This is a genomic window from Amycolatopsis sp. NPDC057786 (assembly GCF_042797905.1).
Taxonomy (GTDB): Bacteria; Actinomycetota; Actinomycetes; order Mycobacteriales; family Pseudonocardiaceae; genus Amycolatopsis.
On sequence record NZ_JBHVKW010000032.1, the window covers coordinates 15,428 to 36,968 of the forward strand.

Sequence of the window (21,541 nt, forward strand, 5' to 3'; positions counted from 1 at the left end):
TCCCCCTCAGGCCGGCACGACCCGCTGGTGCGTGGTCAGCCTGCCGTCGTCGTGCAGCACGTGGAACAGCAGCGACGGCGGCAGGTCGTAGTCCACCGGCCCGCCTTCACCCCAGGGCCGCAGTCCGTCCCGCTCCCACGGGAACAGGATGCTCGACCCGACCGACGGCGCCGACCGAAGGGGCACGCCCGCGAACGTCGTCGACGCCGCCGCGTGAACGTGCCCGCAGAGCAAGGCGACCACGCGCGGGTGACGCGCGAGCACCTCGGCCAGCTTTTCCTCACCGTATTGGCGCATCGCGTCCACCAACGGCAGCCCGAGCGCGACCGGCGGGTGGTGGAAGGCGATGAAGGCGGGGCCATCACCGTCGCCGAGTACGCCGTCCAGCCAGGCCATGGTCTCGTCGTCGAACTGCCCGTCGGGTTTGCCGGGGATGGTCGAATCGGCCATGACGAACGTGACGTCGCCGACGGTATGCGCCGCGTTGACCGGGGCGTCGTCCGGCGCCTGGCCGAGCAGCCCTTCGCGGAACGGGCCGCGCTTGTCGTGGTTTCCGGGGCAGACGAAGAGCGGGACGCCGGTCTTGAAGAGCTCGGCCGCGCGCCGGTATTCCTCCAAGGTGCCGTGGTCGGTGATGTCACCGGTCACCAGGATCGCGTCGACCGGTGTCGCCAGGCCTTCCAGGTACCGCATGACCCGTGCGGTGCGTTCGTCGGCGCGCTCCCCGCCGTCGAGATGGTTGTCGCTCAGATGTGCCGTCACGAACATCGTGTCACCCCATGTCTTCCAGATATGCCAACGTTTTCACCCAGTTCCGCACGAGCAGTTCCAGTGCCGTCGCGAGGTCCGAGACGCGGATCGCCTCGGCGATCCGGTGGTGCTCGTCGATACTCTCCTTGGCGCGTTCGACGCCACCGAAATAACGCGCGTCATAGCGTTTCAGCAACGGCTTCGTCTGTTCGAGCAGGCGCAGCAGATGCGGATTCGTGCACCGCGAGACGAGCAGCGCGTGCCAGCGGTCGTCCAAAGTGGACAGGTCGCCCTGCCTGGCCAGTTCCGCGGTCATCTCGGCGGCGACCCGGTCAAGACCGCCGGTGAGCCCGGCGAGGTCCTGCGGCGAACTCCAGCGCAACGCCAGCGATTCGAGCTCCGCGACGAGCGGGTACAGCTGCCGGGCCTCGTCCGGATCGAACGGCGGCACGAGAAAGCCGCGGCCCGGCGCCGAGACGAGCAGCCCGCGGTCGGCCAGCCCGATCAGCGCCTCGCGCAACGGGGTCCGGCTGACGCCCAGTTCGCGGGCCAAGTGCACCTCGTTGATGCGGCTGTCCGCGGCGATGCGGCCGTCGAGCACGCGGGCGGTGATCTCCTCCGCGAGGTCGCGCCGGAGCAGGTTCCTCGTCATCAGTGCAGTATTGCATGCACTTCGACCGTACTGTATTCAGTTAGGCATGACGGACTTCGATGTGCACCGCGCCCGCGCCGAGACCCCGGGTTGCGCGGAGGTGGTCCACCTCAACAACGCCGGATCGTCGCTGCCGCCCGCGCGGGTGACCGACACCGTCGTCGGTTACCTGCGGGAAGAAGCCCTGATCGGCGGATACGAGCAGGCTTCGGCGACCACGGAGCGGATGAACGGCGTCTACGCCTCGGCCGCGCGCCTCGTCGGCGCCGACCCCGAAGACATCGCCCTGACCGACAACGCCACCCGGTCATGGCAGGCGATCTTCTACGCGCTGCCGTTCGCCGCGGGCGACCGGATCCTGACGGCGAAATCCGAGTACGCGAGCAACGTCATCTCCTTCCTGCAGATCGCGAAGCGCACCGGCGCCGTCGTCGAGGTGGTCGACAACGACGAGACCGGGCAACTGGACGTCGAGGACCTCAAGCGCCGCGTCGACGGCGACGTCAAGCTGATCGCCGTCTCCCACGTGCCGACCCAGGGCGGGCTGGTGAACCCCGCCGAGGAGATCGGCGCGGTCGCGCGCGAGGCCGGGATCCCGTTCCTGCTGGACGCGTGCCAGAGCGCCGGCCAGATCGACCTCGAAGTCGCGCGCCTCAACTGCGACGCCCTCAGCGTCACCGGCCGCAAATACCTGCGCGGGCCACGGGGCACCGGGTTCCTCTACGCGCACCCGCGGCTGCGCGAGCGCGTCGAGCCCGCGATGCTCGACCTGCATTCGGCGGCGTGGACCGCGCCCGAAACCTACGAAGTCGATCCGACGGCGAAGATGTTCGAGGTCTGGGAACGCGATCACGCCGCTCTGCACGGCCTCGGCGCGGCGATCGACTACGCCCTCGAATGGGGTATGCCCGCCATCGAAGCCCGCGTCGCCGCTCTCGCGGCGAAACTGCGCGACGCGCTGCACGAGATCCCCGGCGTCCGCGTGCACGACCAAGGCACACGCAAGTGCGGGATCGTCACGTTCAGCGTGGCGAAAACGCCGTCACAGGAAGTGAAACAGCGTCTGGCCGCGGCGAAGATCAACGTCAGCGTCACGGAAGCGACATCCGCCCAGTTCGATTTCGTCGAGCGTGGATTACCGCCGCTGGTCCGGTCTTCGGTGCACTACTTCAACACCGAGGACGACATCGCCCTCCTCGTCGGCGAAGTCGGGAAATTGGCCTAGCGGCGCGAAGGCACCGACTCGGACGGCGGGGCGTACGGCAGCCCCGTCGTCTTCGCGCGCCTACCGAGTACCAACGCCTCCCCCAGCAGGCTGACACCGATCGACAACGTGACCGGCCGCGCGTCGGGATGCGCCCCGGCCAGCGTGGCCAGGAAGCCGATCCCGAAGTTCACCACGAGCGACAGCACCCAGACGCCGAACGTCCAGCCGGTGTAGCGCAACCACAGCACGCCGTCGCGCTCGAACAGTTTCGTGGTGGTGGCGCGCACCGCTCCGAGACCGCACCCGACGACGGAACCCAGCACGAGCCAGGCTCCGTCCGTGAACGTGAAGCTTTCGAGCTTGACCAGGCCGTAGACGCCGATCGCGAGCAGGATCACAGGCGCCCCGAACACCTCACGGGCGACCAGCGGTTCCCCGCGCAACCTCCGCACGACGATCACGATCACCACGGCGACCGCCAGCGCGATCAGCAACCAGGTCCGCATGGACTCCCCCTTTGTAGCATGACCATGCCAAATAAAGTAGCAAGGTCGTGCTATAAAGGCAACGTGCCCAAGATCGTCGACCCCGATGCCCGGCGCCTGGAGATAGCCGAAGCCGTCTTCCGGGTGATCCAGCGCGACGGTGTCGCACAGGCGTCGCTCAGGAGCGTGGCCGAGGAGGCCGGTCTCGCGATCGGTTCGGTGCGGCACTACTTCCGCGGCCACGACGAGCTGATCGTGTTCGCCATGCGGTCACTCGCCGACCGGCTCGAAGCGAGACTGCTCCGGCATCTCCCCGAACTGCTCGACCCCGCGACACCGCGCTCACGGCGGCAGGAGATCACCGAAGCGCTGCTCGGCGAACTACTCCCGCTCACCGAGCAGACCAGGGCCGAAACCGATGTCTGGCTGGCGTTTTCGGCCGCCGCGAAGAATCGCCCGGATCTCGCCGAGGAGGCCGCGCGCATGTACGACGGGGTCCGCGCCCTCGTCCGGCGGGTGCTCGACGGCGCGAACGAAGCAGGCGGTCTCCTCGAAGGCCTCGACCTGGCCGTGGAGACCGAACGGCTGGCCGCGCTGCTGGACGGGCTCGCGTTGTCGACAGGCCGGACGTCGCCGGAGCTGATGCGCGCGGTGCTCCGGCGGCATCTGGAGAGCCTGCGGCGCCCGGAATGACCACGTTCTACGAGATCGCCGCCCACGATCCCGGCCGCGTCGCGGTGATCGACGTTGACGGCCGGGAGACCACCTTCGGCGAACTGTCGGCGCGCGCGAATCAGCTGACCCACGCCTTGCGGGCGCTCGGGCTCGGCGAGGGCGACGGCATCGTCGCGATCCTCCACAATGGACTCACCTACTACGAGCTCCTGCTGGCGACCTTGCAGGCGGGGATGTACTTCACGCCGGTCAACCACCGGTCCTCACCGGGTGAGATCGCCTACATCGCGGCCGACAGCGGCGCCAAGGCCGCCATCGCGGACGCGGACATCGCCGCCACGTGTACCGCGGAATTACAGGGCCTGCACCGGTTTTCGCGCGGAGAGACGCCCGGCTGGGCGGACTACGCGGCGTGGGGCGCGGACCGGCCCGCCACCACGCCCGGCCGACGGACCGCGGGCCAGACGATGCTCTACACCTCAGGGACCACAGGACGCCCCAAAGGCGTCCGGCGCGCGCTGTCCGGGCGGCCGCCCGCGCTGCACCCGATCCACGCGAACGTCCTCGAACGCTTGGACGTCCGGCCGGGGCACGGTGTGCACCTCGTCGCCTGCCCGCTCTACCACGCGGCGCCGGGCATGTTCTCGACCGCGATCCTGCATCTCGGGCACACGCTCGTACTGATGGACCGGTTCGACTCCGAGGAAACACTGCGGCTCACCGAAAAGCACCGCGTGACGAGCACACATCTGGTGCCGACGATGTTCCACCGGATGCTGCGGCTGCCCGAAGACGTCCGCGCGCGGTACGACCTGTCGAGCCTGACCTCCGTCATCCACGGTGCCGCGCCTTGCCCCAGGGAGGTCAAGGAGCGGATGTTCGCCTGGCTCGGACCAGTGGTCCACGAGTACTACGGCGCGTCCGAGGGCCTGATCACGGCCGTGCACGCGCGCGATTGGCTCACCGAGCCGGGAACGGTCGGCACGCCGCTGGACGGCGTGCGGGTCAAGGTGCTCGACGACGACGGCCGCGAGCTCCCCGCCGGCGAGACCGGGACGCTCTACTTCAGCTCCGCGCACACGAAATTCGACTATCACGGCGATCCGGGCAAGACGGCCGCCGCGCGCTCCGGGGAGTTCGTCACCGTCGGCGACGTCGGCTATCTCGACACCGCGGGGCGGGTGTTCCTGCGCGACCGGCGGACGGATCTCATCCTTTCCGGTGGCGTGAACGTCTACCCGGCCGAGATCGAGGCGCGGCTGCTGGGCCATCCCGACGTCGCCGACGTCGCGGTGATCGGCGAACCGGATCCCGAGTGGGGGCAACGGGTCGTCGCGGTCGTCCAACCGATCCAGGGGACGATCGGGGACGCCGCGCTGGCGAAGCGGCTCGAAGAGCACTGCCGAGCCGAGCTCGCCGGGTTCAAGACGCCGCGCCGGTTCGATTTCCGCGAGCGGCTGCCGCGGACCGAGAGCGGCAAGATGCTGCGGCGGACGCTTCGGGCGGACTGAACGGCCCTTTCGGGCAGTGCCGATCGCGGTACGGTTCGCTCATGCGCCGGTCCGTGACCACACTGCTCGCCACTCTCGTTCTCGCACTGGCCGTCCCCGCGACGGCCGACGCGACGCCCGGATCCGGCGTGACCGGGACGATCTTCCACCAGAGGACGGTCGGGGGCACGGACTACGTGCTGCGCGAGGTCGTCATCCAGCCCGGTGGCTACACCGGCTGGCACTACCACGACGGCACGCTGCACGCGTACGTCAAGGCAGGCACGCTGACGCACAACTCGGCAGACTGCGCGCTCGACGGCCTGTACCGCGAGGGCGCCGTCTTCACCGAGCCGAGCGACACCGTCCACATCGGACGGAACCTCGGGACGGCACCGGTGGTGCTGGAGGTGCTCTACGTGCTGCCGCACGGAAGCCCGCTGTCGCGGGACGCGCCCAACCCCGGTTGCCCCTTCTAGGCCCCGAACCAGCCGGCGACGTCGAGGCGGAAGCCCTCCGACGGTGCCATCGTGCGGAGGTCGGTTTCGAGCGCGCGAACCCTTTCGACGCCCAGCGTGGCGGCCCACTCCTTGCGCAACTCCTCGAAGATCGCCGCCGTCCGGCCGAGCGAGTCGAACCCGCGGGCGGTGAGCCGCACGACCTTGCGGCGCGCGTCCGCCGGGTCGTCGACGCGCGCGACGTAGCCGAGCTGCTCCAGCTTGTCGACGGTCTTGCCCGCCGCCTGTTTGCTGACGCCGAGCCGCCGCCCGAGCTCGCTCGCCGTCGCGCCCTCGCGGCCGATCGCCTGCATGGCGAAGCCGTACGCCGGGCGGACGTCGGGATGCCCTTGTTCGGCCAGCTCGGCGTGCATCCGGTCGATGATCGAGCGGAAGCCCGCGAACAGCAGGAGCGGCAGCTCGAAGCCGGGCGGGTCCGAAACACGGTTGCCGGGATCGACAACTTGGTTTACCTTTTCGTCAACCACGTTGACCATCTTAAGGGGAAGCCTTGTTCACCGATCACACCGTCGAAACCGCTCCCGAAGCCTCGCGTCGCTCGATGGAGGCGACCATCCGGAAGTTCGGCCACCTCCCCACCGCCGTCGCCAGGCAGGCGTCGTCACCGGAACTGCTCGACGGGTTCCTGAAACTGAGCGCGAGCTTCGAGCGGACGACGCTCGGCCCCCTCGCGCGGGAGACGGTCGTGATGACCGTGGCGACCCGTAACGGCTGCGAAGTGTGCGTCGAGATCCATACCGGCAAGCTGAAGGCTCTCCACGCGGACGACGACGTCATCGCGGCGCTTCGCTCGCAGACGCCGGTGCCCGACGAGCGACTGGAAGCCGTCCGGCGGTTCACGCTCGCCGTCCTCGACACCGCCGGCGCCGTCGAGGACGAAACCCTGCGGACCTTCTTCGGACACGGATACACCGAACGGAACGCCCTCGAAGTCGTCATGGGCATCGGGGCCTACACGATGTCGACCTTGGCGAACCGGCTCATTCGCGCCTAGTCGCTCTACGTGATCACCCCTCGCGGCCGAATCACTCCAATGGCCGCCGATCTTGATGTATCTGGGCTGTCCCGACCGTCTCTTCTCTTGTGTAGCCGAAAGTTCGCCACCCGCGGCGCGGCGCACACCGGCGGTCTGGCCTGCCGAGGGGGCAGACCAGACCGCCGAAACCGAAACGTTCCACAGGTGTTGGGGGTGCGTGAAGGCCCCCTTCCTTCGGCTCAGCCGAGGGAAGGGGGCCTTCACGTGTCTCGGCCGCATTCAGCCGACTGATTGCGGCAGCGCTGCCGCCACGATGTCAGAACCCGAGTGCCCAGCCCATCGCCGGTACGAAGCGCCGGGTGGCGGTCTCGTGTGACGGGATGGACGACACGCGTGTCCAGGCGGACGACTCTCACCTCGCTCCGCATTTGGTCGACCAACTGCGTGGCGCGTCAGACCTCGAGCGCCCAGCGCACGTAGCGCGTCGTCGTCGCGAAACCGGCGTTCTCGAAGACCCCGGACGGATCCGCGGAGTCCACGTTCACACTCGCGCGGTCGTATCCCCGCGCGGCGGCGGATCGCAGCGCGTGCCCCATCAGAGCTCCGGCGACTCCCCGGCGCCGATACTCCCGAAGCGTTCCGATCACCATGAAGTGCGCATCGCGGACACCGGTGGCCTCCGTGTCGGCGTCCCAGCTCATGGCCACCAGCACGCCTGCCGCGCGGTTGGCGTCACGAAGCAGGAAGCTGACCTCGGGCCGGAAGGTCTGATTGGTGATCTTGTTCCGCCAGAGATCGGCGGGCATCGGCACGGCACCCCAGTAGTCGCGATATGCCTCGTTCCGGACATTCCGGAAATCCTCGTCGTTCCGCTCCGACCACGGCTCGATCCGGAACCCTTCCGGAATCACCGGACCGTCGACGACACGGAGCGAGTGCTCCATGCGCTGGAAGTGGCGCACCGGCACGAAACCCCGGGAACGGACGAGCTCGGCCAAACCGGCGATGTGCTCTGGCCGGTTGACGTCCACCACGAGCTTCGCCGACGGGTGTTGCAGCTCGTGCACCACTTTGGCCGCCGCCACACCAGCGTCGACGAGCGAGCCGCCGATACCCCGGCGGCGATATCCGGGATGCACTCCGCCGTCGAGGAAGACCCGATGGACCTCTTCCGCGGACGGCTTGAAGCGGATCTTCACGTAACCGGCCATCACGTCGCCGTCGAAGGCGGCGAGACTCGCCCGCTCCAGATCCGCGTACGGGTCGATCAGCTCCTGGAGGGTGTCCTCCGCCGTGTAGTTCTCGCCGATCCCGTCGACGGCCTCCATGGCGTTGAGGAGGTCGGCCGACGCCTGGGCGTCCCGCGGGGTGAGCGGCCGCCATGTGAGGTCGTGCATGCGGCCGAAGGTAGCGCCGCGCGTGCGGGCTGTCGCCGGGTTTTCGGTGGGCGCAGTAGGGATCGAACCTACGACCGCTCGGGTGTAAACCGAGTGCTCTCCCGCTGAGCTATGCGCCCGGGAGGTGGCACCCGCGCGCGGGTGCCACCGGTGAAGACTCAGGCCAGCGAGGCCACGGCCTTCTTCCACGCCTGCTGGTCGCGCGCCTCGCCGGGCTGGTTGACCTCGGCGAACCGCACGACGCCGTCCTTGTCGATCAGGAAGGTGCCGCGGGTGGCCAGACCGGCCGCCTCGTTGAAGACGCCGTAGGCCTTCGCGACCTCACCGTGCGGCCAGAAGTCCGAAAGCAGCGGGAACTGGTAGCCCTCCTGCTCGGCCCACGCCTTGAGCGAGAACGGGGTGTCCACGGACACACCGATGACCTGGACGCCCTGGCCGTCGTAGTCCGCGAACTCGTCGCGGAGCTGGCACAGCTCGCCGGTGCAGATGCCGCTGAACGCGAACGGATAGAACACGAGCAGGACCGGCTTCTCGCCCTTGAAGGACGACAGCGTCACGGACTGCTTGTTGTAGTCGTTGAGCGTGAAGTCCGGGGCTTGCGATCCGACCTCGACGGCCATACCGGCGGTTTCCTCTCAAAGAGCGAACAGGGGCCTGCGACGACAACCCTATCGTGTCGATCGCGCGCCCGGAGAGGTCACCGCTTGGTCTTGGACGACTTCGGCGAAACCAGCCGCGTGCCCGCCCACTTGGGACCGGCGCTGATGTTGGCCGTCTGCGCCAGCCCGACCTGCGGCACCGCTTCGGCGATCTCACTCGGCTCGACATGCCCTGGCTGGCCCGTCTTCGGGGTCAGCACCCAGATCACGCCGTTCTCGTTCAGGGGAGTCCGGACCTCGATCAGCGTGTCACCGAGATCACCGTCGTCTTCGCGCCACCACAGCAGCACCACGTCGATGACCTCGTCGGCGTCCTCGTCGAGGATGTCGCCGCCGATCTGTTCCTCGATCGCCGCACGAAGGTCGTCGTCGACGTCCTCGTCCCAGCCGATCTCCTGGACCACCATGTCCGGCTTGATCCCGAGCCTTTCGGCGACGCTGCTCTGATCAGCGTCTCCCGCGGCGACCACTGCTGTCACTCCTCCAACTACGACGGAGCGTGGTGTCGCGTCGGCCGGATCGGCCGGGCGGGCACCACACTCGGGTACACGATGCCCGTTAGCGAACACTGGTGAAGCGATCCGCGCAACCGTCCACACCGGATCTTGAACAACTCGTGTCGCGGCGTACGGACATTCAGCCCACTCTCACGGGTCAATCCGGGCGCGCCTGGGCGCCTCCGAACGCCCTGCTTTAGGGTGGGGGAGAAAACGCGCGCGCGAATACAGGCGCGTGCGAGGCGTGTCGCAATCGGGTCCGCGAACGTTACCGATCAGTAGCGGTGACGAGAACGGGACCGGAGGACGACGATGGAAGGCGAACACGCCCGCGTACGAGCACAACCAGCTACCACCTTTCGCAAGGAGACCCCTTGGCCCCGCAGAACGACGGCGCCTCCGGCAAGGAGACCCCGGCACGCGTCCGCGTCATCCGTGACGGATTGGCGGCGCACCTGCCCGACATCGACCCGGAGGAGACCGCCGAATGGCTGGACTCCTTCGACGAGGCGCTGGCCAGGGGTGGTCAGCAGCGCGCCCGGTACCTGATGCTGCGCATCCTCGAGCGGGCCAGGGAACGCCACGTCGGCGTCCCGGCGCTGACGTCGACGGACTACGTCAACACCATCCCCACCGAGAACGAACCCTGGTTCCCCGGTGACGAGGAGATCGAGCGCCGCTACCGCGCCTACATCCGGTGGAACGCCGCGATCATGGTGCACCGCGCGCAGCGTCCCGGCGTCGGCGTCGGCGGGCACATCTCGACCTACGGCTCGTCCGCGGCGCTGTACGAAGTGGGCTTCAACCACTTCTTCCGCGGCAAGGACCACTCGGGCGGCGGCGACCAGATCTTCATCCAGGGGCACGCCTCCCCCGGCATCTACGCCCGCGCGTTCCTCGAGGGCAGGCTGACCGAGAACCAGCTGGACGGTTTCCGCCAGGAGTTCTCGCACGCCGGCGAGGGCGGCGGCCTGCCGTCGTACCCGCACCCGCGGCTGATGCCTGAGTTCTGGGAGAACCCGACCGTGTCCATGGGCCTCGGCCCGATGAACGCGATCTACCAGGCCCGGTTCAACCGCTACCTGCGTGATCGCGGCATCAAGGACACCAGCGACCAGCACGTCTGGGCGTTCCTCGGCGACGGCGAGATGGACGAGCCGGAATCGCGCGGCCTCATCCACGTGGCCGCCGGCGAAGGCCTCGACAACCTGACCTTCGTGATCAACTGCAACCTGCAGCGGCTCGACGGTCCGGTGCGCGGCAACGGCAAGATCATCCAGGAGCTGGAGTCGTACTTCCGCGGCGCGGGCTGGAACGTCATCAAGGTCATCTGGGGCCGCGAGTGGGACTCGCTGCTGCACGCCGACCGTGACGGCGCGCTGGTCAACCTGATGAACACCACGCCGGACGGCGACTTCCAGACCTACAAGGCCAACGACGGCGCGTTCGTCCGCGAGCACTTCTTCGGCCGCGACCCGCGGACCAAAGAGCTGGTCAAGGACCTCACCGACGCCGACGTCTGGAACCTCAAGCGCGGCGGGCACGACTACCGCAAGGTCTACGCGGCCTACAAGTCGGCGCTGGAGCACCACGGCCAGCCGACGGTGATCCTGGCCCACACCATCAAGGGTTACGGCCTCGGCCCGTCCTTCGAGGGCCGCAACGCCACGCACCAGATGAAGAAGCTCACCCTCGACGACCTCAAGCTGTTCCGGGACGCGCAGCGCATCCCGATCAGCGACGAGGAACTCGAGCGCGACCCGAAGCTCCCGCCGTACTACCACCCCGGCAAGGAATCGCCGGAGATCGAGTACATGATCGGCCGCCGGAAGGCGCTCGGCGGGTTCCTGCCGGAACGGCGCCCGAAGGCCTCGAAGGCGCTCGTGCTGCCCGGCGACAAGGTCTACGAAGGCATCCGCAAGGGCTCGGGCAAGCAGGAGGTCGCCACCACGATGGCGTTCGTCCGGCTCGTCCGCGAGCTGGCGAAGGACTCCGAGATCGGCAAGCGGATCGTCCCGATCATCCCGGACGAGGCGCGCACCTTCGGTCTCGACTCGATGTTCCCGACGGCCAAGATCTACAACCCGCACGGCCAGACGTACACGTCGGTCGACGCGAGCCTGATGCTGGCCTACAAGGAGTCCGAAAAGGGCGTCATCCTGCACGAGGGCATCAACGAGGCGGGTTCCACCGCGTCGTTCACCGCCGTCGGCACCTCGTACGCCACGCACGGCGAGCCGATGATCCCGATCTACATCTTCTACTCGATGTTCGGGTTCCAGCGGACCGGTGACGGCCTCTACGCGGCGGCGGACCAGATGGCCCGCGGGTTCGTGCTCGGCGCCACCGCCGGCCGCACCACGCTGACCGGTGAGGGCCTTCAGCACGCCGACGGGCACTCGCTGCTGCTGGCGGCGACCAACCCGGCCGTCGTGGCCTACGACGCGGCGTGGTCGTTCGAGATCGCCCACATCGTGCGGGACGGTCTGCGCCGGATGTACGGCGAGACCGGGCCGGACGGCAACGGCGAGAACATCTTCTACTACATGACGATCTACAACGAGCCATACCAGCAGCCCGCCGAGCCCGAGAACCTCGACGTCGACGGCCTGCTCAAGGGGCTCTACAAGTACGCCGACGCACCGGCGGGCGAGGGCCCGGAGGCGCAGATCCTGGTCTCGGGCGTCACCATGCCGGACGCGCTCCGCGCCCAGCAGATGCTGGCCGAGGAGTGGGGCGTACGCGCGGCCGTGTGGTCGGCCACGTCGTGGACCGAACTGCGGCGCGAGGCCGTCGAGGTCGATCACGACAACCTGCTCCACCCGGGCGACTCCCCACGTGTGCCGTACATCACGCAGAAGCTGTCCGGCACGAACGGGCCGGTCGTCGCGGTTTCGGACTGGATGCGCGCCGTGCCGGACCTCATCCGTCCGTGGGTGCCGAACGACATGCTGACGCTGGGCACCGACGGGTTCGGGTTCTCCGACACCCGCCCGGCCGCCCGGCGGAAGTTCCTGGTCGACGCCCAGTCGATCGTGGTCGGCACGCTGAGCGCGCTCGCCAAGCGCGGCGAGTTCGACCGGGCGAAGGTGGCCGAGGCGGCGCGGAAGTACCGCCTCGACGACGTCGCCGCCGCGGGTCCGCAGTTGTCGGACTCCGGCAGCGCCTGACGCTGAGACGAAGGGGCCTTTCATTGCGAGATTTGCGATGAAAGGCCCCTTCATTGCCTTCGGCGGCGGAGCGGCTAGGGTTAGACATCGGATGTTTCTGGGGGTAAGCAGGAAGGTGAGCGAGAGTGACCAAGCGTCGACTGCCGAAGCCGAGTGAGCTGAAGCAGATCCTGCGGCCGAAGCCGATCGTGCTCAATCCGACCGACCGGCGGCTGGCAGGCGCGCACACGATCGCCGACCTGCGGATGCTCGCCCGCAAGCGCACACCGCGGGCGGCGTTCGACTACACCGACGGCGCCGCGGAGCTGGAAGACAGCCTCCGCCGCGCCCGGCAGGCCTTCCGCAGCATCGAATTCCACCCCAACGTCCTGCGCGGCGTGTCCGATGTGGACACCGGCAAGGAGATCCTCGGCAAGCGTTCCGAGCTGCCGTTCGCGTTCGCGCCGACCGGCTTCACCCGCATGATGAACCACGAGGGCGAGGCCGCGGTGGCCCGCGTCGCGCAGCGCAACGGTATCCCGATGGGCCTGTCGACGATGGCGACGACGTCGATCGAAGACCTCGCGGCGGCCGCCCCCGAGGCCCGCAAGTGGTTCCAGCTCTACGTCTGGCGCGACCACAAGGCGGGCGAAGATCTGATGAATCGCGCCTGGGCCGCCGGGTTCGACACGCTCATGCTGACGGTGGACACCCCCGTCGCGGGAGCGCGGCTGCGTGACGTCCGCAACGGGCTGACCATCCCGCCCGCGCTCACCCTCAAGACCTTCGTCGACGGCGCGATGCATCCGGCGTGGTGGTTCAACCTGCTGACCACCGAGCCGCTGACCTTCGCGTCGCTGAGCCAGTTCGACGGCACGGTCGCCGAACTGCTCAATCAGCTCTTCGACCCGACCCTGAACTTCGACGACCTCGACTGGGTCCGCCAGACCTGGCCGGGCAAGCTCGTGGTCAAGGGCATCCAGAACGTCGACGACGCGCGGGACGTGGTCAAGCACGGCGCCGACGCGGTCCTGCTGTCCAACCATGGCGGCCGTCAGCTCGACCGCGCGCCGACCCCGATCGAGCTGCTGCCCGCGGTGCTCGACGAGATCCAGGGCGACGCCGAGGTGTGGGTCGACACCGGCATCCTCTCCGGCGGCGACATCGTGGCCGCGATCGCGCGCGGCGCGGACGCGGTGCTCATCGGGCGCGCGTTCCTCTACGGCCTGATGGCCGGCGGCGAGCGCGGGGTTCAGCGGTGCGTGGACATCCTGCGCGCCGAGATGGTCCGGACGATGCAGCTGCTGGGCGTCCGCACCCTCGCCGACCTCAACCCGTCGCACGCCACCATGCGCTGACCCGCACGCGTTTCGTCCTCTGGATGCGGTGGTTCGCGTCGCCAACCACCGCATTCAGAGGACGAAACGCGGGGTCAGGCGGCCGTGGTGACTCCGGCCGGCGCCGTACGGACCTGCTTCGCCGTCCGGTTCCAGCTCCACCAGCCGTGCACGACCAGCCCGGCGAACACGATGTAGACCGCCGCGGAGAAGTACAGGCCCGAGGAGAGCTGCAGCGGTACGCCGATCGCGTCGACGACCAGCCACACCAGCCAGAACTCGACGAGACCCGCGCCCTGCGCGGCGAAGGCGACCAGCGTGCCGACGAAGATCGCGGCGTCCGGCCATGGCGCCCAGGACGCGTTCAGCGCGTCGAGGACCAGTGCCATCGCGGTGGTGCCGATCGCGAACGCGCCGATCATCGCCAGGCGCTCGCGGAGCGTGCCCTTGCGGACGACGACGCCGTAGACCGGGTCGCTGCGGCGGGACCAGGCCCACCAGCCGTAGATCGAGATGGCGAGGATCGCGATCTGTCTGGTCGCGAGCCCGCCGAGATGCGCGGAGAGGTAGACCGAGAACAGCAGCACGGTGGCGCCGACCTGCACCGGCCACGTCCACAACGTGCGGCGTTGCGCCAGGAAGACCACGGCCAGCGCGAAGATCTGCCCCGCCAGCTCGGCGAAGGAAATCCATTGTCCGAGCACCGTGACACCGTTGTGCAGCAGGAAGTCCACGTCCGCGCCCCTCTCCGTCTCCCGCTCCAACATGCTCCGTTCCGGCCTCATTCCCTAGGGAGTGTGAGGTGCGGAACAGGCAGGTGGCTCGAGAGACGCTGAGGAGCTCTCACCGGGCGCGAAAAAGGGCCCTCCACCGCGTGTTCCGCGACGACGGGCCCTTCGACTCCACGCGGGCCCGGTGCCTTCCTCGATCACCGGGCCCGCGCGGATGCTCAGGAATCTACGCGACCGATGCCCACGGGCGAAGTCGGCGGCTCCGAACGGACCTCCTGCTTGGCGTCCCCGGTCTCCAGCTGACCCTGAAGGGTGGCCAGCCAGCCCTGCCAGCGGTCCTGCGCCGGCTTGATCAGGCCGCCGCCGAAGCCGACGACGATCACGCCGCCGATGGTGGCGAGGACGGTGATCAGGACCGGTCCGGTGATCGCGGTCGCGATGTTCACCTGGCCGAGTGCGGCGATGATGCCGAACGCCATGATCATCCAGTAGGCGATCGTGCCGAGCAGCCGTCCCGCGGGCCGGGTGGACAGCGCTCCGGTCACCAGGTCGCGGACGACCTTCGCGACGGCGGCCGCCACGATCACCAGCACCAGTGCCACCAGGATCCGCGGCAGGAACGCGATGATGTCGTTGAGCAGCGCGCTGACCGGATTGCTTTCACCGAATACGCCGAACGCGAGCTGCAGCGCGATCAGGAGAATGAAGTAGTACACGAGTTTGACGAGGATCCCGCCGGCGTCGACATTCGCCTGTTTGAGCGTTCCGGTGAGTCCGGTCTTCTCGATGAGCTTGCCGAAACCGATCTTCGACAGAACCAGTCCCAATGCCTTCGACACGGCTTTCGCGATCAGCCAGCCGATCAACAGGATGATCAGGAAACCGATCAATTTCGGCACGAAGGTGGCGACAAGGTTCCATGCTTGCCCCAGACCGTCTTTCAGCTGCTCGCCCACGGCGAACTCCCTCCTCTGCGCATCCGCGACCTACCCGGTGCGGCTTGCGAGGGATCGTTGACCACCAGCCCCGCACCGGCAACTCGATAACCCACGATCGAGTGAGTGAGCTAGCGGGAAAAGATCGACAAGTCCCATACTTGTTCCACCGGTGGGGACCGGGGAGACGAGGCCGTCCGGCGCAGCGAAAAACGCTCGCGCCGGGCGGCCTCGAGTTTTACGCGAACTCTTTTCGCAATTCGCCACAGTCCGTCCACTTCGGACTGGAGTGACAAAGGGCCGCAGGATGAAGGCCACCTTTGCCCGGCCGACTAGGATCGGCTGACCATGGCTGATGCGACCTCCGGACGGCGTGTGCCCAAGCACCACGGGCTGTCCGCCAAGACCCTCCGGCGGCTCGAACACGCCTCCGGCCGGCTCGCGAGCGCGAGCGTGGCGGTGATGGAGGAGCGGCTGAGCTGGTTCGCCCGTCTTCCCGCCGACCAGCGCGCGAGCGTCCTGCTGATCACCCAGGCGGGTGCCGCCGGCTTCGTCGACTGGCTTCGCGACACGAAGGAGGCCCTCTCCCTCACCACGGAAGCCTTCCGCGAAGCACCCGCCGAGCTTTCCCGGTGGGTGAGCCTGCGGCAGGCGGTCGGCATGGTCCGGCTGGCGATCGAGGTGTTCGAGGAGCAGCTGCCGGAGTTCGCCGCGAACGAGGCGGAACGCGCCGCGCTGATCGAGGGGATCCTGCGCTACGGCAGGGAGATCGCCTTCGCCGCCGCGAACTCCTACGCGGCCGCCGCCGAGGCGCGGGGCGCCTGGGACGCGCGGCTGGAAGCGCTGGTCGTCGACGGCATCGTCCGCGGCGACGCCGAGGAAGCGGTGCTCTCCCGCGCCGCCGCGCTCGGCTGGGATCCGGCCGCGCCCGCCACCGCGCTGGTCGGCACCCCGACGTCGGACGACCCGCCCGCCGTCGTGTTCGAAGTGCGCAGCCGCGCCGCGCGGGTCGGGCGCCCGGTGCTGCTCTCGGTGCAGGGCTCCCGGCTGGTCGTGGTCGTCGCCGGGCCCACCGACGGCAGCGTCAAGGACCGCGAGATCCTCACCAAGCTTTCGGTCGCCTTCGCCGAGGGGCCGGTCGTCGCCGGGCCGACGGTGCCCACGCTCGCCGAAGCACACCACAGCGCGACAGAGGCGCTCTCCGGCCTGCGCGCCGTCGTCGGCTGGCCCGGCGCGCCGCGGCCCGCGAGATCGATCGACCTGCTGCCGGAACGGGCGCTGTCCGGCGACCCCGAGGCCGAGCGCCTGCTCGTCGAGCAGATCGCGCGGCCACTGGAGGAAGCGGGCCCGGCACTGCTGCGGACGGTGGAGACCTACCTCGACAGCGGCGGCGTCCTGGAGACCTGCGCGCGGACGCTGTTCGTGCATCCGAACACCGTCCGGTACCGGCTGCGGAAGGCCGCCGAACTCACCGGCCGCCACGCCGCCGAATCGCGGGACGCGTGGGTGCTGAAGGTGGCGCTGACCGTCGGGCGGCTGGCCCGGGCCCGCGGCCTCTGGTAGCCGGCGGGACGGTGCGCGGGGTCCGCGATGTGGCATGGCGTGAAGGCTCCCTTCACCGCGTCTGATGCGGTGAAGGGAGCCTTCGGCCCCGCTGGAAAACCGTGTAGATAGGTAACTCTGCGCAGTGATAGACCTCATAGGGAAAGCTGGTTGAACCCGACAAGGCTTTTGGGTTAAGCGTGGAGATCAGGAAGGCGCTTTTGGAGGGTTCCGACAATTACGTCGGCCGGACTTGGTGAGCGTCGGCATCACGACCATGGTGGCCGAGAGTGTTCTCTAATGGGGTGACAGTTGCAGTCCTCGCCCCCGGTCAGGGTTCCCAAGCCCCAGGCATGCTCTCCCCTTGGCTCGAGCTCGACGGCGCCCGCGCGCGCGTCGAAGCCTGGTCCGAGCGAGCCGGTCTCGACCTCGTCCGCCTCGGCACCGAAGCGGACGCCGAAGAGATCCAGGACACCGCGATCACCCAGCCGCTGATCGTGGCGCTGTCACTGCTGGCGTTCGAGCAGCTTCAGCGCGAGGCCCCGGTCGCCGCGGACGCGCCGGTCGCCGGTCACTCCGTCGGCGAGCTGGCGGCCGCCGCCGTCGCCGGGGTGCTGAGCCCCGAAGACGCCGTCGCGCTCGCCGCCGTCCGCGGCGCGGAAATGGCGAAGGCGTGCGCGCTGGAGCCCACCAGCATGGCCGCGGTCATGCTCGGCGACCCGGAGCAGGTCGTCGCGTGGCTCGAGGGCCACGGCCTCGCCGCGGCGAACCGCAACGGCGCCGGCCAGATCGTCGCCTCCGGCGCCGCCGACGCGATCGAGAAGATCGTGGCCGAGCCGCTGGAGGGCACGAAGGTCCGCGCGCTCAAGGTCGCGGGCGCGTTCCACACCTCCTACATGGCACCCGCGCGTGAAGCGCTGGCGGCCCACGCTGCGAAGATCACCCCGGCGGACCCGAAGCGTCCGCTGCTGTCGAACGCCGACGGCCAGGTCGTCACCAGCGGGGCGGAGTACCTCGACCGGCTGGTCAAGCAGGTCACGAGCCCGGTGCGCTGGGACCTGACCATGGACGGTCTGGTCTCCGCGGGTGTCACCTCGACGCTCGAACTTCCGCCGGCGGGCACGCTGACCGGGCTGGTCAAGCGGCAGCTCAAGGGAACCGTGACCACCACGATCGCTCTGAAGACGCCGGCCGAACTGGCGAAGCTTCAGGGGCAGGAGGACGCTTCGTGACCGACCGATCCACTTTGCGGCAGGCGCCGGGCGCCGCCGGGACCCGCATCCTCGGTGTCGGGAGCTTCCAGCCCGAGAAGATCGTGACCAACGACGATCTCTCGAAGATCATGGACACCAACGACCAGTGGATCCGCGAGCGGGTCGGCATCGTCGAGCGCCGGTTCGCCGAGAAGGACGAGTCGCTGGTCGACATGGCGGTCAAGGCGGGCACCGCCGCGCTGGCGGACGCCGGCGTGGACCCGTCCGAAGTGGACACGGTCATCCTGCCGAACTGCACGATGCCCACCCTGATCCCGAACGCCGCCGCACAGGTGGCCGACCGGATCGGCATCACGCATCCGGCCGCGTTCGACCTCAACGCAGCCTGCGCCGGGTTCTGTTACGGCATCGGCGTCGCCTCGGACCTGATCCGCGCGGGCAGCGCGAAGAAGGCGCTCGTCATCGGCGCCGAGAAGCTCACCGACCACGTCGACCCGGTCGACCGCGCGAACGCGATCATCTTCGCCGACGGCGCGGGCGCGGCGGTGGTCGGCGCGGCCGACACCGCGCAGATCGGCCCGGTCGCGTGGGGCAGCGCGGGCGAGCACGTCGACCTCATCTACATGCGCGACGACAAGTGGATCTACCAGGAGGGCCAGTCGGTCTTCCGCTGGGCGACCACGCAGATCGCACCGATCGCCATGCGGGCGCTGGAACTCGCCGGGCTCGAACCGTCCGATGTGGACGTGCTGATCCCGCACCAGGCCAACCTGCGTATCGTCGAGGCCATCGCCAAGAAGCTGCGCGCCAAGGGCGCGCGCGAAGACATGGTCGTCGCCGACGACATCCGGTACTCGGGCAACACCTCGTCCGCGTCGATTCCGCTGGCGCTGGACCATATGCGCCAGGCCGGGACCGCCAAACCGGGCGACGTCGTGCTCGCCGTGGGCTTCGGTGCCGGACTCTCCTACGCGGGCCAGGCCTTCGTCTGCCCGTGATGAATACTTCCCCTGTGGACACCGTGTCCGCAGGGCAGCCGAAAGCATCACCGAGAAGGGAACAACCAGTGGCAGACAACGCAGAGATCCTCGCCGGCCTCGCCGAGATCGTCGAAGAGGTCGCCGGTGTGGCGCAGGACGACGTGACCGCCGAGAAGTCCTTCGTGGACGACCTCGACATCGACTCGCTGTCCATGGTGGAGATCGCTGTCCAGGCCGAGGACAAGTTCGGCGTCAAGATCCCGGACGACGAGCTGGCGAACCTGAAGACCGTTGGCGACGCGGTGAACTACGTGTCGGCCAACTCCAAGTAAGTCCGACTTCTTGATTGGCGCCGACCTTGGGGAGACTCCAATGAGCAACATCGACGTCGTGATCACCGGGATGGGCGCGACCACGCCGCTCGGCGGGGACGTCGCGTCCACGTGGGACGGCCTGCTCGCCGGGGCGAGCGGGATCCGCCGTATCGAAGCCGACTGGGTCGACGAACTCGAACTGCCGGTGAAGATCGGCGCCATGCTCGCCGTCGACCCGTCCGAAGTCCTGCCGCGGGTCCAGGCCCGGCGGCTGGACCGCTGTGAACAGGTGGCGCTCATCGCCGCCCGGCAGGCTTGGGCGGACGCGGGCTTCGAGCAGCCGACCGACGAGCATCAGGATGTGGAACCCGAGCGCCTCGGGGTGACCATCGGTACCGGTGTCGGCGGTCCGGTCACCCTGATCTCCCAGAACGACCTTCTGCACAAGCAGGGACTCCGCAAGGTCTCCCCGCTGACCGTGCCGATGCTGATGCCGAACGGCCCCGCCGCTCACGTCGGGATCGATCTGAAGGCGCGGGCCGGCGTGCACTCGCCCGCCTCGGCCTGCGCGTCGGGCGCGGAAGGCATCGCCGCCGGTTACGAGATGATCCGCTCGGGCCGGGCCGACGTCGTGGTCGCCGGTGGTGCCGAATCGTGCATCCACCCGATCACCCTCGCCGGTTTCGCCCAGGCGCGGACGGTGTCCACCCGCAACGACGACCCGACGAAGGCGTCCAGGCCGTTCGACGTGAACCGTGACGGTTTCGTCCTCGGCGAGGGCTCCGGTGTCGTGATCCTGGAGCGGGCGGACCGCGCCAAGGCCCGCAACGCGCGGATCTACGCGCAGCTGAGCGGGTACGGGATCACTTCGGACGCGTACCACATCACGGGCAACCACCCGGAGGGCGTCGGCCAGATCGCCGCCATGCGGCAGGCGATGACGATGGCCGGGGTCTCCCCTGCCGACGTCGGCCACGTCAACGCGCACGCGACCTCGACGGTCGTCGGCGACGTCGGCGAGGCCGCCGCGATCCGCAACGCCATCGGCGACCACGTCGTGGTGACCGCTCCCAAGGGCGCGCTCGGCCACCTGGTCGGCGGTGCGGGCGCGGTCGAGGGCATCGCCACGATCCTGGCGATCTACCACGGGCTCATCCCGGCGACACTGAACCTCGAAGACCTGGACCCGAAGGTGCAGCTCGACGTCGTCTCCGGTGAGGCGCGCAAGGTCGAGCTGGGCGCGGCGATCAGCAACTCGTTCGGTTTCGGCGGGCACAACACGGCGCTGCTGTTCACCCCGGCGGCCTGATTCCGGCAAGTACGTGAAGGCCCCCTTCACCGCGTCTAACGCGGTGAAGGGGGCCTTCACGTATCTCTGGGCCGGACTAGGGGTGGATGAGCCAATGCGTCATGGGATGGTCGTTCTGGCAGGTGTAGATCTGCATCTGCGTGAGATCCGCGGTCTCCCCCTTGGCGTCCAAGCACCGGATCGTGTTGTCGCCGCCGCCGACCCTGGAGTAGATGAATTTCGGCACGGCGTTGGGGACCACCAACGGTGGGATCCACCGCTGGTTGCTGTTGTCGTTGCATTCCACCTGGTTGACCGGGGCCCGGTTGGTGTTCTTGCCAACGACGTTGAGGCAGAAGCCGCTGGCCTGGTTGACGAAGTAAACGGTGTCGTGGGTGTTGGGGACGATCGCCCATTTCTGGACCGCGTTGTTGTTGCAGGGCATCTGCACGACAGCCGCGAGCTCCGCCAGTGGGTTGTTCGGATGCGGCTGGATGCACTTGTTGCTGCCGTAGTTGCGCACGCGGTAGTAGCCGTCCGCGCCCGCGGGCGGGGCGGCCAGCGCCGTCACCGCGAGCGCGGCGCTCAGCAGTCCGATGATCTTGGCCTTCATGATTCCCCTCGTCTCCCTGGGTGCCGCCGATCGCGGCCTGGTGCGTCGAGACTGGCCGGGAGTGCTGCGTCACCGCTGCGCTCGCGCTGCGGCGGAACGTTTTCGCCCCGGGCGGCGACTCTCCAAGAGGGG

Annotated in this window: 22 protein-coding genes and 1 tRNA gene; 12 read left to right on the forward strand and 11 right to left on the reverse strand. The window is 68.8% G+C overall.

From position 1 onward, the window contains the following. Nucleotides 1-6 precede the first annotated feature (6 nt). The gene (locus ACFVM3_RS18555) at nucleotides 7-768 is read right to left on the reverse strand and encodes a metallophosphoesterase (protein WP_378440112.1); all 762 of its coding nucleotides are present in this window, start codon (nucleotides 766-768) and stop codon (nucleotides 7-9) included. A gap of 4 nt (nucleotides 769-772) precedes the next feature. After that, nucleotides 773-1,402 carry a GntR family transcriptional regulator gene (locus ACFVM3_RS18560; protein WP_378440114.1) on the reverse strand — a complete coding sequence of 210 codons (630 nt, stop codon included), beginning with the start codon at nucleotides 1,400-1,402 and terminating at the stop codon, nucleotides 773-775. A gap of 46 nt (nucleotides 1,403-1,448) precedes the next feature. Here ACFVM3_RS18560 and ACFVM3_RS18565 point away from each other — a divergent pair, with 46 nt between their 5' ends. Further along, entirely contained in the window at nucleotides 1,449-2,627 is a 1,179-nt protein-coding gene (locus ACFVM3_RS18565; protein WP_378440116.1) for an aminotransferase class V-fold PLP-dependent enzyme, read from the forward strand. Here the strand turns inward: ACFVM3_RS18565 and ACFVM3_RS18570 are convergent. Then, entirely contained in the window at nucleotides 2,624-3,115 is a 492-nt protein-coding gene (locus ACFVM3_RS18570; RefSeq protein ID WP_378440118.1) for a DUF1453 domain-containing protein, read from the reverse strand. The two genes, ACFVM3_RS18565 and ACFVM3_RS18570, sit on opposite strands and share 4 nt — an antisense overlap. Before the next feature lie 63 nt (nucleotides 3,116-3,178). Here ACFVM3_RS18570 and ACFVM3_RS18575 point away from each other — a divergent pair, with 63 nt between their 5' ends. The 3 genes from ACFVM3_RS18575 to ACFVM3_RS18585 are packed head-to-tail and all read left to right on the forward strand — an operon-like array spanning nucleotide 3,179 to nucleotide 5,738. After that, nucleotides 3,179-3,787, forward strand: coding sequence for a TetR/AcrR family transcriptional regulator (locus ACFVM3_RS18575; RefSeq protein ID WP_378440120.1), 609 nt, complete (start codon nucleotides 3,179-3,181; stop codon nucleotides 3,785-3,787). Then, entirely contained in the window at nucleotides 3,784-5,280 is a 1,497-nt protein-coding gene (locus ACFVM3_RS18580; protein WP_378440122.1) for an AMP-binding protein, read from the forward strand. The genes ACFVM3_RS18575 and ACFVM3_RS18580 overlap by 4 nt, the downstream gene beginning before the upstream one ends. Before the next feature lie 41 nt (nucleotides 5,281-5,321). Continuing rightward, nucleotides 5,322-5,738, forward strand: coding sequence for a cupin domain-containing protein (locus ACFVM3_RS18585; protein ID WP_378440124.1), 417 nt, complete (start codon nucleotides 5,322-5,324; stop codon nucleotides 5,736-5,738). Here ACFVM3_RS18585 and ACFVM3_RS18590 read toward each other — a convergent pair. Then, on the reverse strand, nucleotides 5,735-6,253 hold the full coding sequence (locus ACFVM3_RS18590; protein ID WP_378440125.1) for a MarR family winged helix-turn-helix transcriptional regulator: 519 nt from the start codon (nucleotides 6,251-6,253) through the stop codon (nucleotides 5,735-5,737). The genes ACFVM3_RS18585 and ACFVM3_RS18590 overlap by 4 nt on opposite strands. Nucleotides 6,254-6,267: 14 nt before the next feature. On the opposite strand from ACFVM3_RS18590, the gene ACFVM3_RS18595 reads away from it, so the two are divergent. Next, nucleotides 6,268-6,771: a carboxymuconolactone decarboxylase family protein gene (locus ACFVM3_RS18595; protein ID WP_378440127.1), complete on the forward strand. Its 504-nt coding sequence runs from the start codon at nucleotides 6,268-6,270 to the stop codon at nucleotides 6,769-6,771. 434 nt (nucleotides 6,772-7,205) lie between these two features. On the opposite strand, the gene ACFVM3_RS18600 is transcribed toward ACFVM3_RS18595, so the two are convergent. The 4 genes from ACFVM3_RS18600 to ACFVM3_RS18615 form a co-directional block, all read right to left on the reverse strand. After that, nucleotides 7,206-8,150 (reverse strand): GNAT family N-acetyltransferase, encoded by a 945-nt coding sequence (locus ACFVM3_RS18600; protein WP_378440129.1) that lies wholly within the window; start codon nucleotides 8,148-8,150, stop codon nucleotides 7,206-7,208. A gap of 47 nt (nucleotides 8,151-8,197) precedes the next feature. Continuing rightward, a tRNA-Val gene (locus ACFVM3_RS18605) sits at nucleotides 8,198-8,269 on the reverse strand. 39 nt (nucleotides 8,270-8,308) lie between these two features. Then, entirely contained in the window at nucleotides 8,309-8,770 is a 462-nt protein-coding gene (locus tag ACFVM3_RS18610) for a peroxiredoxin (protein ID WP_037342406.1), read from the reverse strand. Nucleotides 8,771-8,847: 77 nt separating this feature from the next. Then, nucleotides 8,848-9,279 carry a DUF3052 domain-containing protein gene (locus ACFVM3_RS18615; protein ID WP_034311133.1) on the reverse strand — a complete coding sequence of 144 codons (432 nt, stop codon included), beginning with the start codon at nucleotides 9,277-9,279 and terminating at the stop codon, nucleotides 8,848-8,850. 401 nt (nucleotides 9,280-9,680) lie between these two features. On the opposite strand from ACFVM3_RS18615, the gene aceE reads away from it, so the two are divergent. Continuing rightward, nucleotides 9,681-12,476, forward strand: coding sequence for a pyruvate dehydrogenase (acetyl-transferring), homodimeric type (aceE, locus tag ACFVM3_RS18620; RefSeq protein ID WP_378440131.1), 2,796 nt, complete (start codon nucleotides 9,681-9,683; stop codon nucleotides 12,474-12,476). A gap of 125 nt (nucleotides 12,477-12,601) precedes the next feature. After that, the gene (locus tag ACFVM3_RS18625; protein ID WP_378440133.1) at nucleotides 12,602-13,813 is read left to right on the forward strand and encodes an alpha-hydroxy-acid oxidizing protein; all 1,212 of its coding nucleotides are present in this window, start codon (nucleotides 12,602-12,604) and stop codon (nucleotides 13,811-13,813) included. A 74-nt stretch (nucleotides 13,814-13,887) separates the two neighbouring features. Here ACFVM3_RS18625 and ACFVM3_RS18630 read toward each other — a convergent pair whose 3' ends face one another. Further along, a complete protein-coding gene (locus tag ACFVM3_RS18630) occupies nucleotides 13,888-14,526 on the reverse strand; it encodes a nicotinamide riboside transporter PnuC (RefSeq protein WP_378440197.1) in 639 nt (212 codons plus the stop codon). A 215-nt stretch (nucleotides 14,527-14,741) separates the two neighbouring features. Continuing rightward, nucleotides 14,742-15,479 carry a hypothetical protein gene (locus ACFVM3_RS18635; protein ID WP_378440135.1) on the reverse strand — a complete coding sequence of 246 codons (738 nt, stop codon included), beginning with the start codon at nucleotides 15,477-15,479 and terminating at the stop codon, nucleotides 14,742-14,744. Between the two features lie 327 nt (nucleotides 15,480-15,806). Between ACFVM3_RS18635 and ACFVM3_RS18640 the strand changes: the two genes are divergently transcribed. The 5 genes from ACFVM3_RS18640 to ACFVM3_RS18660 all read left to right on the forward strand — a co-directional run bounded on the left by ACFVM3_RS18640 (nucleotide 15,807) and on the right by ACFVM3_RS18660 (nucleotide 20,817). Further along, complete coding sequence (locus ACFVM3_RS18640) at nucleotides 15,807-17,021, forward strand: CdaR family transcriptional regulator (protein ID WP_126736013.1); 1,215 nt, start codon at nucleotides 15,807-15,809, stop codon at nucleotides 17,019-17,021. A 284-nt stretch (nucleotides 17,022-17,305) separates the two neighbouring features. After that, entirely contained in the window at nucleotides 17,306-18,232 is a 927-nt protein-coding gene (locus tag ACFVM3_RS18645; protein ID WP_378440137.1) for an ACP S-malonyltransferase, read from the forward strand. Beyond that, entirely contained in the window at nucleotides 18,229-19,212 is a 984-nt protein-coding gene (locus ACFVM3_RS18650) for a beta-ketoacyl-ACP synthase III (RefSeq protein WP_378440139.1), read from the forward strand. Before ACFVM3_RS18645 ends, ACFVM3_RS18650 begins: the two co-directional genes overlap by 4 nt. A 68-nt stretch (nucleotides 19,213-19,280) precedes the next feature. Then, complete coding sequence (locus ACFVM3_RS18655; RefSeq protein WP_004559006.1) at nucleotides 19,281-19,526, forward strand: acyl carrier protein; 246 nt, start codon at nucleotides 19,281-19,283, stop codon at nucleotides 19,524-19,526. A 40-nt stretch (nucleotides 19,527-19,566) separates the two neighbouring features. Then, nucleotides 19,567-20,817 carry a beta-ketoacyl-[acyl-carrier-protein] synthase family protein gene (locus ACFVM3_RS18660; protein WP_378440141.1) on the forward strand — a complete coding sequence of 417 codons (1,251 nt, stop codon included), beginning with the start codon at nucleotides 19,567-19,569 and terminating at the stop codon, nucleotides 20,815-20,817. A gap of 76 nt (nucleotides 20,818-20,893) precedes the next feature. On the opposite strand, the gene ACFVM3_RS18665 is transcribed toward ACFVM3_RS18660, so the two are convergent. Further along, nucleotides 20,894-21,409: an RICIN domain-containing protein gene (locus ACFVM3_RS18665; protein WP_378440143.1), complete on the reverse strand. Its 516-nt coding sequence runs from the start codon at nucleotides 21,407-21,409 to the stop codon at nucleotides 20,894-20,896. Nucleotides 21,410-21,541 lie beyond the last annotated feature (132 nt).